9 protein-coding genes are annotated in these 13,139 nt (G+C 71.0%); 7 read left to right on the forward strand and 2 right to left on the reverse strand.

Going from position 1 to position 13,139, the window contains the following annotated elements:
- The first annotated feature begins 123 nt into the window (after positions 1 to 123).
- The 7 genes from ACT3UL_RS02080 to ACT3UL_RS02110 all read left to right on the forward strand — a co-directional run bounded on the left by ACT3UL_RS02080 (position 124) and on the right by ACT3UL_RS02110 (position 7,236).
- The gene (locus ACT3UL_RS02080) at positions 124 to 1,020 is read left to right on the forward strand and encodes a hypothetical protein (RefSeq protein ID WP_444576464.1); all 897 of its coding nucleotides are present in this window, start codon (positions 124 to 126) and stop codon (positions 1,018 to 1,020) included.
- Complete coding sequence (locus ACT3UL_RS02085) at positions 1,017 to 1,364, forward strand: GntR family transcriptional regulator (protein ID WP_444576465.1); 348 nt, start codon at positions 1,017 to 1,019, stop codon at positions 1,362 to 1,364. Before ACT3UL_RS02080 ends, ACT3UL_RS02085 begins: the two co-directional genes overlap by 4 nt.
- 124 nt (positions 1,365 to 1,488) lie before the next feature.
- Positions 1,489 to 2,301: a DUF1684 domain-containing protein gene (locus tag ACT3UL_RS02090; RefSeq protein ID WP_444576466.1), complete on the forward strand. Its 813-nt coding sequence runs from the start codon at positions 1,489 to 1,491 to the stop codon at positions 2,299 to 2,301.
- A 54-nt stretch (positions 2,302 to 2,355) separates the two neighbouring features.
- Complete coding sequence (locus ACT3UL_RS02095) at positions 2,356 to 3,168, forward strand: TVP38/TMEM64 family protein (protein ID WP_444576467.1); 813 nt, start codon at positions 2,356 to 2,358, stop codon at positions 3,166 to 3,168.
- A 255-nt stretch (positions 3,169 to 3,423) separates the two neighbouring features.
- Positions 3,424 to 5,628 carry a PTS sugar transporter subunit IIA gene (locus tag ACT3UL_RS02100; protein ID WP_444576468.1) on the forward strand — a complete coding sequence of 735 codons (2,205 nt, stop codon included), beginning with the start codon at positions 3,424 to 3,426 and terminating at the stop codon, positions 5,626 to 5,628.
- Between the two features lie 4 nt (positions 5,629 to 5,632).
- Positions 5,633 to 6,778 carry a mannitol-1-phosphate 5-dehydrogenase gene (locus tag ACT3UL_RS02105; RefSeq protein ID WP_444576469.1) on the forward strand — a complete coding sequence of 382 codons (1,146 nt, stop codon included), beginning with the start codon at positions 5,633 to 5,635 and terminating at the stop codon, positions 6,776 to 6,778.
- Positions 6,779 to 6,963: 185 nt separating this feature from the next.
- Positions 6,964 to 7,236 carry an HPr family phosphocarrier protein gene (locus ACT3UL_RS02110; protein ID WP_444576470.1) on the forward strand — a complete coding sequence of 91 codons (273 nt, stop codon included), beginning with the start codon at positions 6,964 to 6,966 and terminating at the stop codon, positions 7,234 to 7,236.
- A gap of 103 nt (positions 7,237 to 7,339) precedes the next feature.
- On the opposite strand, the gene ACT3UL_RS02115 is transcribed toward ACT3UL_RS02110, so the two are convergent.
- Both ACT3UL_RS02115 and ptsP read right to left on the reverse strand, forming a co-directional pair.
- Positions 7,340 to 10,909 (reverse strand): glycoside hydrolase domain-containing protein, encoded by a 3,570-nt coding sequence (locus tag ACT3UL_RS02115; protein WP_444576471.1) that lies wholly within the window; start codon positions 10,907 to 10,909, stop codon positions 7,340 to 7,342.
- Between the two features lie 472 nt (positions 10,910 to 11,381).
- Positions 11,382 to 13,100, reverse strand: coding sequence for a phosphoenolpyruvate--protein phosphotransferase (gene ptsP / locus ACT3UL_RS02120; protein WP_444576472.1), 1,719 nt, complete (start codon positions 13,098 to 13,100; stop codon positions 11,382 to 11,384).
- Between the last annotated feature and the right edge of the window lie 39 nt (positions 13,101 to 13,139).

Consider the following 13,139-nt stretch of genomic DNA (forward strand, 5'->3'; position numbering starts at 1 on the left):
CCCATCGAGGCCACCCTCGAGACCGCCGCGGGCCGGTGGCGCTGACTTGCTCACCCTCGATAACGTACTAATCAGCTGATACGGTTTGTGTCACCTGACTGATACGGATCGAGGTTTCTTCCGATGTGGTTCCTGTACATCCCCCTCGTCGTGGGCGTGCTCGGCGCGGCGCTGCTGAGACTCGTCCTGCGGAGGAGGCTCCCCCGCCTCGCTCGGCCGGTCGGCCTCGTGACCGCTCTGGCTGCCGGCGCCTCGTCGCTGATCATGATCGTGTTCTCGACGTCCCCGTTGATCCCGATGTATGTCACCGACCTCCAGTCCTTCCCCTGGGACGTGTACGCCGCCGTACGCTTCGTGCTGCCGCTGGCGCTCGGGGTCCTCACGGTGCTCCTGCTCGGACTCCCTGCGCGCGGCCGTCGCTCCAGCGGTGCCCAGCTGACGCGGCGCACCTGGACCTCGTTCCTGAGCGGGCCATGGATGGTGACCCTCGGGATCGTGCTCGCGCTCGTCGTCACCATCACCGTGGCCACCGGTCTGGTCTCGGAGCGTGATGAGGCCGGCCACTTCACGCGTTATGTCATCGAGCTGGGCAGCGGGGGCGCGGAGACCGACTTCTACGGTTGGCACTACTCCCTGGCGCCGATGATCACCCTGGTCCTCCTGCTCGCTGCCACAGTGATGGCATGGGCGGGCATCGCCCGGCCGCCGCATCCGGAGGACGTCGAGCAGGACATCGCGCAACGCCGCCTGCGGAGCACGAACGTCGCCCGCATCACGACCGGAGCGCTGCTGCTCCACCTCGCGTCGGTCCTCCGTCTCCTGAAGTCGACGTCCACGATGAGTCTCACCGTCGGTGCCGAATCGGGAGAGCACTTCTCCACGGGTTCGGCGTTCTCCGACCTGGCACCCTTCCTGGAATATGGCGCCCCGCTCCTCGCCGCGATCGGCCTGGGGCTCTGGGTCTACACCGCGCTGACGGCTCTCCCTCGGTCCGCGAGAACCTCCCGGGAGTCGGCATGATCATCGAGATCACCCCGGCCGGTGGGAGCCCGGCCGAGCAGATCCACGACCAGATCGCCGGGCTGATCACGACCGGCGCCCTCGCCCGTGGGGACCGCCTGCCCTCCGTCCGGCAGCTCGCCACCGATCTGCAGGTCGCCCCGGGCACCGTGGCGAAGGCCTACCGGGCGCTGGAGGCCAGCGGGCTGATCGTCTCCCGCACCGGCTCCGGGTCCCGGGTGAGCGACCAGGCCTCCCCCGTCTCCCCCGCCGTCGCCCGCGCCGCGCGACGCCTCGCCTCGAGCTCGCGCGAGGACGGTCTCGACCTGGACGCCGCCATCCGGGTGCTCCGCGCCGTGTGGTGACCACCGCGTGGTGACACCGCGAGCTCCCTGCCGACTGCTTTGTGTCCGCAGATCACGCGCCCCGTGCACGGCAGCCCCCTCCAGAGGCAGACTCGAGGCACACGCACCGAGCGAGGAGACGCCCATGAGCACCACCGCCCAGACCCCCGACAGCGCCACGACCACCTGGCAGGGCTTCCGCCGCCGTCGCGACGAGTCCCTGGCCGCTCCCCACGGCATCCTCGCCCAGGTGGGGATCCGGTGGATCGATCCTACGGCCGGCCCTCAGCGCCTCGAGGGCGTGCCCGGCAGCTGGGAGATCGTGGAGGATCGGGCAGTCGTCCACCTCGAGGGCACAGAGCTGACGGTGCTCGCCGATGCCCCTGACGTCGAGGTCCACGAGGACGCCGACCGCACCACCGTGACCGTGACCGGCACCGGCGATGTGCGCCTGGCCAGCTACGGCGAGGACGTGCAGATCGACGTGATCCGTCGCGGTGGGCGGATCGGCCTGCGTCTGCTCGACCCGTCGGCCCCGCGCCTGACCGCCTTCGACGGCGTGCCTACCTTCGACTACGACCCGGCCCTCGTGCTGACCGGCACCTGGCGGCGCGAGACCACCACCGTGACGGTCGACTCCGCGATGCCGTGGCTGCAGCAGGAGCTGCCCTCCCCCGGTGTGGCCACCCTCGAGATCGACGGCACGGCCGTGGACCTCGTGCTGACCGGGGAGTCGAGCATCCTGTTCACCGACGAGACCTCCGGGACCGACACCGCCGACTGGCGCCAGGTGAGCGCGCAGCTCGACGACGACCAGGTGCGGGTGGATCTCAACTATTCCCTGAACTTCCCCTCGGCCTTCAGCGCCTGGGGCACCTGCCCCAGGCCGCCGGCGGGCAATCACCTGCCGCTCGCGGTGCGGGCCGGGGAGTCCCGGGTGGAGCCCACGGAGCGCTGAACGGCGGAAACGGCGGGAACTGCACGAACAGCGCCAGCACCTTAGGATCGCGGGATGCTCGAGAACTCCTCCGCGCGCCCCGCGCAGCCCGCATCCGGCCCCGCTGAGCCCGGAGCCGATGCGACCGGAACTGCTGCGGCAGAGGCCGCTCCGGCCGGAACTGCAGCAACAAGATCCGCCGATGACCGTTCGTCGGGCCGGGGCCGACGGGGCGGCGTGCCGTGGGGGTCCGTGCTGCGCAACGTCGCCCTCGTGGTCGCCGTGCTGGCCATGATCTGGCTCGCGCTGAACGTGCGCCTGCCATCGCTCGACGAGCTGCGCGCCGAGTTCGCCGAGCTCGGCGCCTGGGGTCCGCTCGCGTTCATCGGCCTCTACGCCGTCGTCGCCCTCACCCCGATCCCGGTGACGATCATGGCCGTGGCCGGCGGGATGCTCTTCGGCCTGCCGTTCGGGACCGTGCTGTCGATGATCGGCGTGGTGCTGGGCTGCTGGGGCGGCTACTGGATCGCCCGCGGCCTGGGGCGCGAGACCGTGATGCGGGGCCTGGGCTCGCACGCGGACATGGTCGAGGACCAGCTGGAGAACGGGGGCTTCTACGCCGTGTGCACCCTGCGCCTCATGCCCGGCATCCCCTACTGGCCGGTGAACTACGGCAGCGGCGCACTGGGCATCACGAGCCGCGACTTCCTCATCGCCACCGCCCTGTCGGCGCTGCCCGGCCAGATCTCCCTCATCGCGATCGGCTCCTTCCTCGCCAACCCCGACATCGGCCACGGCATCGCCGTGGTGATCTCCTGGATCATCGTGATCGTCCTGACCTTGATGTCCTACCGCCGCTGGCGGGCCACGCGTACCGCCGACGCCTGAGCGCCCCGTCCCGTCGTTCGCTCCCCCACTCCGATTCCTCGGCACGGACTCCTCCGCGCCACCTCGACGGATGCCGAGTCCCGGGCTGCCTGTTCCGTGCCGTCGCCAGGACTAGACTGCTCTCACGCCGCCGGAGCTACTCCTCAGATCCATGCTCGGAGATCGCCCCGCCCGGCCGCAGTGCGTCAGTCGGCGCACGCCGTCGCCCTCCGGAGACCCCGGCCCGTGGTCCCCGGCCATCCCTGAGGACGTGTCATGTCTACAACGACCGAGGCCAAGCGCGGGTTCAGCCCGCGCGTGGCCCTGCAGAAGGTCGGCACCTCGCTGTCGAACATGGTGATGCCGAACATCCCGGCCCTCATCGCCTGGGGCATCCTCACCGCCTTCTTCATCGAGGACGGCTGGACGCCGAACGCTCCGCTCGAGAGCGCCGTCGGCCCGATGATCCATTACCTGCTGCCGCTGCTGATCGCGAACACCGGCGGTCGCATGATCTACGAGGCACGCGGCGCCGTGGTCGGCGTCATCGCCACCATGGGCGTGATCGCCGGCTCCGACTGGCTGATCGCCCAGGACAACGCCGCAGCGCTCAAGGAATGGCTCGCCAGCGGGAAGGCCGAAGCCGACTTCGCGGCCCTGCCCCAGGTGCACATGTTCATCGGCGCGATGATCATGGCGCCGCTCGCGGCCTGGATCATGAAGAAGCTCGACAAGCTGTGGCAGGACCACATCCCCGCCGGCTTCGAGATGCTCGTGAACATGTTCTCCGCCGGGATCTTCGGCTTCATCATGCTGGCGGCCGGCTTCTTCGGCCTCGCCCCGCTGGTGAACGCCCTGATGACCCTGCTGGCCAACGGCGTCGCCGCACTGATCAACGCGCACCTCCTGCCGCTGGTCTCGCTCCTCATCGAACCCGCGAAGGTCTTCTTCCTCAACAACGCCATCAACCACGGTGTGCTGACCCCGCTGGGCATCGCCGACGCCGCCACCAACGGCAAGTCGGTGCTGTTCCTGCTCGAGTCGAACCCCGGACCGGGCGTCGGCATCCTGCTCGCCTACACGTTCTTCGGACGCGGCGCCGCACGGGCCTCCGCACCGGGCGCCGCGATCATCCAGTTCTTCGGCGGCATCCACGAGATCTACTTCCCCTACGTGCTCATGAAGCCGATCCTCATCCTCGCCGCGATCGGCGGCGGCATGTCAGGCGTGTTCGTCAACGTCCTGTTCAACACCGGGCTCAAGGCCCCCGCCTCCCCGGGATCCATCCTCGCGATCTACGGCGTCGCCGCCCGCGACTCCTACCTGGGCATCACCCTCGCCGTGCTCGCCGCGGCCGGAGTGAGCTTCCTGCTCTCCACGCTGTTCCTCAAGATCGGCAAGCAGGACGACGGCGACATCGCCGCCGCCACCGCCAAGATGGAGGAGATGAAGGGCAAGAAGTCCTCCGTCGCCGGCGCCCTGACCGGCGCGGGTGCCGGAGCCGGAGCGGCCGCCGCGGCCGACGGCTTCGGCCACACCGGGCGCATCGACAAGATCGTCTTCGCGTGCGACGCAGGCATGGGCTCCTCCGCCATGGGCGCGACCGTGCTGCGCAAGAAGGTGCGCGCTGCCGGCTTCGACGACGTCGAGGTCACCAACAAGGCGATCTCCTCCCTGAACGACGAGTGGGACGTCGTCGTCACCCAGAAGGAGCTCACCGACCGGGCCCGTCAGCGCACCGGCTCCGCCGTGCACGTCAGCGTGGACCAGTTCATGAACTCCCCGCGCTATGACGAGGTCGTCGAGCTCGTGCACGAGCGCAACGATCCCCAGGCGGAGACCGACTCCGAGCCGGTCGGCGCAGGAGCGACCGCCGCCACCGTCGGTGCCGGAGCAGCCGGAGCAGCAGGCGCGGGCGCTGGCGAGGGCCACGGCCGTCGTGCGGCCGAGACGACCGCTCCCCAGCACGAGTCGGCGGGTGCCGCCGGAGCGTCCGAGGCCCCTGACTCCTCCGACGCCGCTGCCGCCTCGGACACCTCGGCCGCCTCCCCGGAGATCCTCTCCCCCGAGAGCATCGTCCTCACCGGCACCGCGACCGATTCCGCCTCCGGCATCGACGAGGCCGGTGCCCTGCTGGTGGGCGCAGGCGCCGTGGACCAGGGATACGTCGACGCGATGCACGCCCGCGAGGCCACGGTCTCCACGTTCATGGGCAACGGCCTGGCCATCCCCCACGGCACCAATGACGCGAAGTCCACCATCAAGCGTTCGGCGATGTCGTTCGTGCGCTACCCCGACGGCATCGAATGGAACGGCAACCCGACCAAGTTCGTGATCGGGATCGCCGGGGTCGGCAACGAGCACCTCGAGCTGCTCCAGAAGGTCGCCATGACCTTCTCCGATCCCGCCCAGGTCGAGCGCCTCGAGCAGGCCACCAGCGCCGAGGAGATCCTGGCGATCTTCGGCGACGAGAAGGAGTGATCGTATGACCAAGGCAGTGCATTTCGGCGCGGGGAACATCGGCCGCGGATTCGTGGGCCTGCTGCTCCACCAGGCCGGCTACGAGCTCGTGTTCGCGGACGTCGCCGACGCCCTGATCACCCAGCTGCAGGAGGCGGATTCCTACGAGGTGCGCACCGTCGGCCAGAACCCGACGCGGACCGTCGTCGACGGCTTCAGCGCAATCAACTCGACGAAGGATCCCGAGGGCCTGACCGAGCAGATCGCGTCGGCCGACGTCGTCACCACCGCCGTCGGCGCGCACATCCTGCGCTTCGTCGCACCGAACATCGCCGCCGGCATCGCGGCCCGCCCCGCCGGGGCCCCCCGCCTGGCCGTGATGGCCTGCGAGAACGCGATCAACGCGACCGATCTGCTGGAGCAGGAGATCCGCGCCAACTACCAGGGCGAGGACCTCGACGACAAGGCGCTGTTCTCCAACACCGCGGTGGACCGCATCGTGCCGGTGCAGGCCGAGGGTGCGGGACTGGACGTCACCGTGGAGGACTTCTACGAGTGGGCCGTGGATCGCACGCCCTTCGCCGGCCAGGAGCTGGACGTCCCGGGCATCACCTGGGTGGACGACCTCGGCCCGTACATCGAGCGCAAACTGTTCACCGTGAACACCGGTCACGCCACCACCGCCTGGTTCGGCTGGGCCGCGGGTCATTCGACGATCGCCGACGCGATCTCCGATGCCGCGGTGCACGGCCGGGTCACCTCGGTCCTCACGGAGACCTCCGAGCTGCTGGTCGCCAAGCACGGCTTCTCCGAGGAGGACATGGCCTCGTACCGCACGAAGGTGCTGGGCCGTTTCGCGAACACCGCCCTGCCGGACCCGGTCGAGCGGGTGGGGCGCGCGCCCCTGCGCAAGCTCTCCCGGAACGAGCGGATCATCAGTCCGGCCGCCGAGCTCGCCGAGCGCGGGCTGGGACATCAGGGCCTGCTCGCCTCCTTCTCGGCGGCGCTCGCCTTCACCCCCACAGGTGACGACGAGGTGGACCGGCTGCAGGAGATCCTGCGCTCGCAGGACGCCGACGCCGCCGCGGCCGAGATCACCGGCCTGGAGCCTTCGCACCCGCTGTTCGCTGCGGTGCGGGATGCTGTCGCCGCGAGGCAGTCCACCCTCTGAGGACCGGCCGACGGGCGCCGCGCGGTGGGGACACTTCCCACTCCCGCGCGATGGCCCGCCCCCTGGGCCCCGGGCTCACGGGGCGGACCGGTATATTTTCTGAGGACACCGTATGAACTCGGCGCGGGAGACCGCGTCACCCCTCCGTCGCGAACCGCGCGGCGGCCCGTCGAAAGGCACACACCATGGCAGAGCGCACCGTCAAGATCGCCAGCGCCTCCGGGCTCCACGCGCGCCCCGCGGGCATCTTCGCGCAGGCCGCCGGCGAGCAGAGCGCGACCGTCACCATCGAGAAGTCCGGCGGCAACGCCGTGCAGGCCTCCAGCATGCTCATGCTCATGACCCTGGGCGCCGGGCACGGCGACGAGGTCACTCTGCGCGCCGAGGGCGACGGGGCCGATGAGTCGGTCAACGCCCTGGCCGATCTCCTCGAGAAGGATCTCGACGCCGAGGCCTGAGCCGGGCTCCCCGAAACCCTCGATATGCACCGTGAACGGTGCATATCGAGGGTTTCGATGATTCTGGTGCCCGCTGAGGAGGGCGCGACCTCGGGGTTCGGCCTCAGCCGGCGCTCGCGCCTCCCTGCTCGAGCTCGCGCAGCGCCTGCTCCCGGAGCCCTGCCATGGCGGCCCAGGCCTCCGGGGTGTCCGCGTCGTCGGCGGCGATCCGGCTCAGCAGCTCGTCGGCCCGGGCCGCATCCTGCTCCCGCAGCAGCCGGAAGATCTCCGCATCGTCCAGTCCGTCGCGCAGCGATTCCCAGCGCAGCGAGGAGATCGGGCCCTCGGCGCCGGGGTAGACGATGTACTCATCGCCCTGGCCATAGCGGTGGCTCGGGTTCTCCAGCACGTCCGCGGGCCACGAGTTGTACGTCCAGCGAAGGTAGCCGTCCAGGCCGTACCGCGCCACCTCCCAGCCCAGCATCCGGGAGGACATCGGCGGCGAGGCGGTCACCGTGTTGGGGCGCACCGGATCGTAGAAGGTGTAGAACAGCGTGGGCTCCCCTCGCTCCAGCCGCGCCGCGATCAGCTCGGCGGGCACCTCCGCGAGGAAGCTGTGGTTGAAGGAGATCGAGTGGGCGATGTCCGCCTCCTCGAGGGAGTTCGCCGCGAGGGAGATGCGGCCGTCCCACTGCGGGGCGACATCGTGGATGACCTCGAACACCGCATCCATGAGGGCCTTGGGGCGCTCGTCGAAGGCGAGCGCCGCCCGGTCCCACCAGCCGCGGTCCACGAGGTGCTCGTGCATCGTGGTGAGGAACGCTCCCCATGCCTCGCGGTAGCGCTCATCGCCCAGCTCGACCTCCTCGTCGACCTGCTGTCCGCTCCGGGTGTCGACGTAGGTGAGGCGCTGGTCGAGCCGGAACTGGATCATGGCGAACAGGTGGATCGGCCCGGTGATTCCGGCCCGTTCGTGCTCCTGGACGCAGCGGTCGAACTGGGTCGTGTCGAAGGTGAAGGTGGTGCCGTCCCACTGCCAGCCCACCAGGGACAGGTAGGAGAAAGCCGTCTGCGGCACGATCTCGCCGGTGTCCGGGTCCTCGATCAGCCAGGGATCGTCCACCACGACGGCGTTGACGACATCCTGCCCATGGGCGGCGAGGTCCTCCAGGTACGGGCGGCAGGCGATCCAGTGCTCCTCGCTGAAGGTCGTCAGGCCCTGGGCATCAGCGATCGCGTCGGGGTGCCACCACAGGTCCAGTGTGAAGGGTCGCTCCGCGAGCGGGGCGAGCGGCACCGCCGGGATCGTGACCTCCACCGGGTAGCTGCCCAGCGGCCGACGGTCCTGCAGCACGGTCAGGCGCACCGTCTCGGTGCCGCCGGGATGATCCGGCGGCACGGCGATGCTCACCCACAACGGGGACCTGCTGCCTGCGTCGACGTGCGCCGGCAGCGGCGTCAGCGGATCGGTGGTGCTGGTGCCGGTCGACGCACCGCCCGGCTCCACCTCCACGATCTCCTCGACCCTAGAGGCGCTCACCGACAGCTTCCGGCCGCGGGCCGTCACGTCGAGCGCTCCAGCGCGCGGGGCCGTCACGACCAGCTGAAGGCTCGTGCGACCACCCGGAGGAATCGTCAGCGCCAGGCGCGTCCCGTCGGGAAGTGTCTCCGGCGTCGGGTCATCCGGGCGCACGCGGACGAAGGCGGAGGTGCGAGCATCCCCCGTCGGCAGGGAGACGACGGCGTCGGCCTGCGCGGCCGGGCGGTCCCCGAGGTCGAGAGGGACCAGCTGCGCGTCCGACTCGACAGTCCCACCGTCGGCGGTGCCCTGCGCGTGGAACCGGGGTTCCCAGGTCGCGTCGTCGAGATCGGTCTGTTGGAGCCGGTATCCCAGCTGGTCACGACCACGGATCATGGCGGTGGCTCCGGGATACAGGGAGTCGACCGTCGCGGAGCCGCCGGTGGAGGAGCTCACCTCGATCGCGTCCACCGTGGTGCCGCCGGCATTGCGTACGCGCACCCAGGGCACGGCGAGGTCGCCGAGCAGTGAACGGTGCTCCTCATCGGGGTAGATCGCGTCGATGACCGGCGTGAGCTCGAGGGCCGCGACGGGCGCGGTCCCGGCGATGTCGAGGACGACCGACGCTGGCCGGGCCGCGTGCACCTCTCGCACCCCTCCGCCGACGGCCGGCCCGAGGGCGGGCACGATCATCATCGCCGTGGCCTGCAGAGACAGCGCCCGCGGCCCCGCCAGGCCGGCCGGCACCTCGACGTCGAGGGAGACCTCCGTGCTCGCCCCGGGAGCCAGCTCCGCGACGGCGGCGGGCGCTGCGGTGACGCCGTCGGGCGCCGTGAGCGAGACCTCCGCGCCCGACGCCGGCTCGGTGCCCTGGTTGGTCACGGTGACCGTCACCGTGGTGCTCGTCCCGGCCGCGAGGGACGTCTCCGCAGGGATCTCGAGCAGCAGCGGCGCCGGGGACAGCGCCCCGACGTCGATCCGGCGATAGCTGATCGTCGAGTAGCCCTCCCGCTCGTACAGCAGCCCGAGCACGCCGGGCTCCCCCTCCAGCGCCACGATCGTCGAGTACGCGGACGCGTCGTCGTCGAGCAGGAACGAGGCAGGCCAGGTCGCTCCGTCGTCGAAGGAGATCCGCAGTGTGAGCTGGCGCCGGATGTCCGCGTCGGCGCAGTTGCTCAGGGCGAGCACGCGGGCGGCCGGATCCTCGGGGCCTGCATCGGGGAAGACGCGGACGATGGCCCCGTTGTTGCCGGGGTCGATCTGCTCGGGGATCGTCTCGAACGCGGTGAAGGTCGCCCCGCCGTCGGTGGAGATGGCCTGGCGGCGATACCCGCCCGCGGCACGGGTGTTCAGCAGCACCGATCCGTCGGAGAGCTCGGCGAGCTTGTTCTCGTCGGCCCCCGGTCCTGCCGGTACCCCGTGCTGCCAGCTCTCCCCGCCGTCGTCGGACCAGGTCGCGACGGCGTAGTTCTCGCCCTTGATCCGGACCACGTAGGACTGCATGATCCTGCCGGTGAAGCCGGTGCCGGGCGTGCGCAGCTGCAGGCCGGTACCGGAGGAGGCGAACATCCCTGCCCAGGCCGGGTCCTTGATCTGCGCGGTGACGCGGCGGTGCTGCCAGGTCAGGCCGTGGTCGTCCGAGACGAGGTGCTCCGCCTGGGTGATGTCCTCGTCCTCGGGGTCGTTGCCCATACCGGAAGCGGCAAAGCCGGCATGCACCGAGCCAGTGCAGAAGCAGTGCAGGCGCCCGGTGACGTGATCCGTGAGCAGACTCGGATCCCCGGCGGACCAGGTGGCGTCGGCACGGATCGTGCAGGTCGGCTCCCACGTGGCGCCGCCGTCGGTCGAACGACGCATCACGACGGTGATGTGCGCGGGCAGGTCATCCATCGAGTCACGGGCGTCGAACACCGCGATCAGGCTGCCATCAGCGGCCTGGGTGAGCGCGGGGATCCGTGCACGGAGGGCACGAGGAGTGCCCCAGCGGGCGACGTCGACGAGCGGGCCGAGCGCCTCGGTCTCGACCGGGGCGGCCTGCGCCGCGCGGGGTGCGCCGAGCATGCTCCCGGCGACCACCGCCGTCGTCCCGAGGGCTGCGCCTCCCAGGACGGTGCGGCGGGAGCAGCCGTCGTCGTCGCGAGGCAGGGGGCTGGGGTGGCTGGGGGCGTCGGTCATCGTGGTCCCTCTCGGACGGCGGCACGGAGCCCGCCACCTGGATCACGCCGACGGGTCCGGGCTCAGGTTAACCGTTCAACACGGAAGGGGTGCCGGGAACTCGAGACCTCGGGACCTCGCGGTCCCGGGAGGGGAGACAGGGACCTGTGGCGCGAAGGCGCGGGGGCAGGGCGGGAGCCAGACGCGAGGGGGCGAGGCGAGAGCCTGCCGCGAGGGTATGGGGCGGGAGCCAGACGCGAGGGGCGAGGCGAGAGCCTGCCGCGAGGGTATGGGGCGGGAGCCAGACGCGAGGGGGCGGGGCGAGAGCCTGCCGCGAGGGGTCACGGGGCGCAGGGCACAGATGACGACGATGACACGCCTCCCGGAACGCCGAATCCACGAGAACGTGCCGTGATGGGCACGTTCTCGTGGAGTCGACGACCGCGAACACCGTGTCGCGGGCTGCGTCGGGCGGGACGCCTCACTCAGGCGCTCAGAGGCCCAGCTCGCCGAGGATCGGCAGGCCGGCGCGGACGAGGTGGTTGGCGTCCTCGGCGGTGCGGGCGGCGACGGCCTTCGCGGCGAGCTCCTTGGCCTGCTCGAGCGTCACGGTTGAGAGCACCTTGGCGACGGCTGGCAGGGAGCGCGGGGTCATCGACAGGCTGTTCACGCCGAGCCCCACGAGCACGACCGCGAGGCCCGGGTCGCCGGCGGCCTCGCCGCACACGCCCACGGGCTTGTCGGCCTTCTCGCCGAACGCCTCGGGATCGCCCCCGGCAACGCGGGCGCCGTCGCACGTGGCCTTCACGAGCGCGAGGACTGCCGGCTGCCACGGGTTGTTGAGGTGGGCGAGCGAGCCCAGCTGACGGTCCGCGGCCATCGTGTACTGGGTGAGGTCGTTGGTGCCGATGGACGCGAAGTCGCAGACGGCCAGCTGACGGTCCGCGGTGATCGCGGCCGAGGGCGTCTCGACCATGATCCCGGCGGGCTCCAGGCCCCGCTCGCGGCACAGCGCCGTGAAGTCCTCGGTCTCGGTGACCGTCGAGATCATCGGAGCCATCACCCAGGGCGTGGCCTCGGACTGCTTCGCGGCCGCGGCGATCGCGTCGAGCTGGTTGGTCAGCACCGAGCGCTTCTCCCAGGAGGTCCGGTAGGCGCGCACACCGAGGGCCGGGTTGGGCTCATCGGCATCGGTGAGGAAGGGCAGCGGCTTGTCGGCTCCGGCGTCGATCGTGCGCACCACGACCTTCTTGCCCGCCATGTGCGCGAAGGCGGCGGAGTACGCGGCCGTCTGCTCCTCGACGGAGGGTTCGTCCTCGCGATCCAGGAAGAGGAACTCGGTGCGGAACAGGCCCACGCCGTCGGCGTGCGCGGCGGCGGCCTTCTCGGCGTCGGCCGCGTTGCCGATGTTGGCCAGCAGCTGCACGCGGGTGCCGTCCTCCAGCACCCCGCCACCGCCCTCGTAGGTCAGGGGATTCTTCTGCAGCTCGGTCCAGGCCTCGGCGAAGCGGTGATGCTCCTCGGTGACCTCGTCGGTGATGGTGCCCAGGCCCGCGTCGACGAACACCTCGGTGCCGTCAGCGAACTCGTGGATGCTCTTGGCGGCGACGATCGCGGGCAGGCCCAGCTGTCGGGCCAGGATCGCGGTGTGCGACTGGGGTCCGCCGTCGGAGGTGACCAGGGCGATCACGCGCTCCGGGTCGAGGGTGGCGGTGTCCGCCGGGGCGAGGTCGATCGCGGTGAGGATGAAGGGCTCCTCGAGGTCGGGAATCCCGGGGGCCTGCTCGCCGCGCAGCTCGGCGACGATGCGGGCGCGCACGTCGCGCACGTCGGTGGCGCGCTCGGCCATGTAGCCGCCGAGGCCCTCGAGCATGCTGGCGACCTGGTCACCGGCCTCCCAGACGGCGCGGGCCGGGGACTTGCCGCCGGAGAGCACGAAGCCCTGCGCGGTCTGCGTGAGCGAGGGGTCGGCGGCCATCTGCGCGGTGGCCTCGAGGATCTTCTTCCCGTCGCCGCTGGCGCGCTCGGCCAGGCGGATCAGCGCGGCCTGCACAGCGGCGGCCGCGGCCGGGATGCGCTCGGCCTCGACGGCGGGATCGGCGCCCTCGGGCAGCTTCTCGGTCGCGGGCGGCTCGGCGACCGGCGGCGCCATGGTGCGGATCGTGCCGACCACGCGGCCGGGGCTGACTGCAACACCTGTGTACTGGGCCATCGCTGATTCTCCTTGCGGATCCGGGGGCTGCGCCGCAGG

Origin of the sequence: Brachybacterium sp. 107 (assembly GCF_052379725.1) — a bacterium.
Taxonomy (GTDB): domain Bacteria; phylum Actinomycetota; class Actinomycetes; order Actinomycetales; family Dermabacteraceae; genus Brachybacterium.

Coding starts and splice junctions, on each gene's coding strand:
- ACT3UL_RS02090 (WP_444576466.1), top strand. CDS start 1,489: ATGAGCACCACCGCCCAGACCCCCGACAGCGCCACGACCACCTGGCAG.
- ACT3UL_RS02110 (WP_444576470.1), top strand. CDS start 6,964: ATGGCAGAGCGCACCGTCAAGATCGCCAGCGCCTCCGGGCTCCACGCG.
- ACT3UL_RS02080 (WP_444576464.1), top strand. CDS start 124: ATGTGGTTCCTGTACATCCCCCTCGTCGTGGGCGTGCTCGGCGCGGCG.
- ptsP (WP_444576472.1), bottom strand. CDS start 13,100: ATGGCCCAGTACACAGGTGTTGCAGTCAGCCCCGGCCGCGTGGTCGGC.
- ACT3UL_RS02115 (WP_444576471.1), bottom strand. CDS start 10,909: ATGACCGACGCCCCCAGCCACCCCAGCCCCCTGCCTCGCGACGACGAC.
- ACT3UL_RS02105 (WP_444576469.1), top strand. CDS start 5,633: ATGACCAAGGCAGTGCATTTCGGCGCGGGGAACATCGGCCGCGGATTC.
- ACT3UL_RS02085 (WP_444576465.1), top strand. CDS start 1,017: ATGATCATCGAGATCACCCCGGCCGGTGGGAGCCCGGCCGAGCAGATC.
- ACT3UL_RS02095 (WP_444576467.1), top strand. CDS start 2,356: ATGCTCGAGAACTCCTCCGCGCGCCCCGCGCAGCCCGCATCCGGCCCC.
- ACT3UL_RS02100 (WP_444576468.1), top strand. CDS start 3,424: ATGTCTACAACGACCGAGGCCAAGCGCGGGTTCAGCCCGCGCGTGGCC.